The following is a 1,305-nucleotide window of genomic DNA, read 5'->3' on the forward strand; positions in this document are numbered from 1 at the left end:
GGAGCAGGCACCCGCCGCAACGACGAAGAGCGCGGGCGCGAAACGGCGTTGCCCCGCAGAGTGCCGGCAGTCCTTCGCCGGCACGGTGAAAGCGGCGCGGCCGGGACGGTCGCAGCAAGCGCTGCCGTTGACCCTGACGTCAGACATCAGACACTAGCCGCCAGGCCCGAAACCGCGTAGCGGGTTCGGCGGAGCTTACCGCGTCTTTTCGCGGTTAGCGGAGTGTGGCTCGACGACTGAACCGCGCCAGCGGGTCAGGAGCCGAAGGTGGCCCCGGAGCAGATTGTGTGAAAGGAAAGTGAGGCAAAGCCAGAGGAAGAGCAGCAGCAAGATGAAGGGTACCGGTCAGGTCAGGACTGAGATTCGCCCTGCTCTTTTCTGTACTGTACAACGCAGTACCAGGCCGAAGCCAGGAAAGCAAAAACGGTGATCAACCCGCGTAATTCGTCACCCGGCTCTTTCCCCTTCAGCATCAGCGTTATGATGATGCCGGCAACGATAATCCACGCAATGCCACTCCAGAGGCGCAGCTTATCCGCCACGACATTAATCAGAACAAAAGCAACGGCCAGGATAGCCCCCCACAGAGCCGGAACAGGCTGAAACGGAATAAAAAACAGGTTAATACCGGTTAAAAGCGTCACGGCTGCAAACATCAGAGACATACGCATAAAATTTCCTCCCTGGACACACTGACGATAAGAATCACTTCTGCTGCTCATCTCCGGGTTTATTATATTCGGGCGCATTTGCGCGCGGCAGCTGCTGACTGTTCAGTCGATGTACGCGGAGCCGTTCATGGAAATATTCGCGCAGGTGTTCAGGCTGTTCCCGTTCAACAAGTTCCGGCACGACGGGCTTGTTCATGCGCTCCTGCCAGGCAACAGCAGCAGCCACCTTATCGACGGCAACTTTATCCTGCTCCTCCTTTGAAAAAGAGGCGATATTCCACTTTGACATATGCTTCACCGGTCTGCTTTACAGGAAGATATCCCTGATAATACGCGAATTCCGGGGCAACAGCGACTGACAACGGAGAGGAGAGTGCGCGGCGCCGGAGGCGCGGCGACGTCTCTCTCCGGCAGGCGCAGCCTGCCCGGGTTTTCGCGCGGCCGGAAGCGGCAGAGGTTCCCCCCTGCCCTGTGATTTATCGTGCCTTTCCCCCCTGAAGAATGAAATGGCCGCCAATATAGACGGCGCACTGACAGGTCATGTATTCGCAGATGTCATCCATCACCTGCGCAGTGGTCAGTTCCCGCTGACCGGCATCGCGGCGGCGGGCATTAATCAGGGCTTTGTACTGTA

At 57.9% G+C, this 1,305-nt stretch carries 3 protein-coding genes; all 3 read right to left on the bottom strand.

The genetic code is table 11. The annotated features are described in order from the left end of the window. Positions 1-350 precede the first annotated feature (350 nt). Positions 351-671: a hypothetical protein gene (locus HMPREF1024_RS00135; RefSeq protein ID WP_001568049.1), complete on the bottom strand. Its 321-nt coding sequence runs from the start codon at positions 669-671 to the stop codon at positions 351-353. A gap of 34 nt (positions 672-705) precedes the next feature. Beyond that, on the bottom strand, positions 706-960 hold the full coding sequence (locus HMPREF1024_RS0127940; RefSeq protein WP_011977779.1) for a DNA polymerase III subunit theta: 255 nt from the start codon (positions 958-960) through the stop codon (positions 706-708). A gap of 187 nt (positions 961-1,147) precedes the next feature. Continuing rightward, a partial coding sequence (locus HMPREF1024_RS31530; RefSeq protein ID WP_009310103.1) for a hypothetical protein occupies positions 1,148-1,305 on the bottom strand: 158 nt, incomplete at its 5' end.

This window comes from Klebsiella sp. 4_1_44FAA, assembly GCF_000238715.1.
In the GTDB taxonomy this organism is placed as follows: domain Bacteria; phylum Pseudomonadota; class Gammaproteobacteria; order Enterobacterales; family Enterobacteriaceae; genus Klebsiella; species Klebsiella pneumoniae.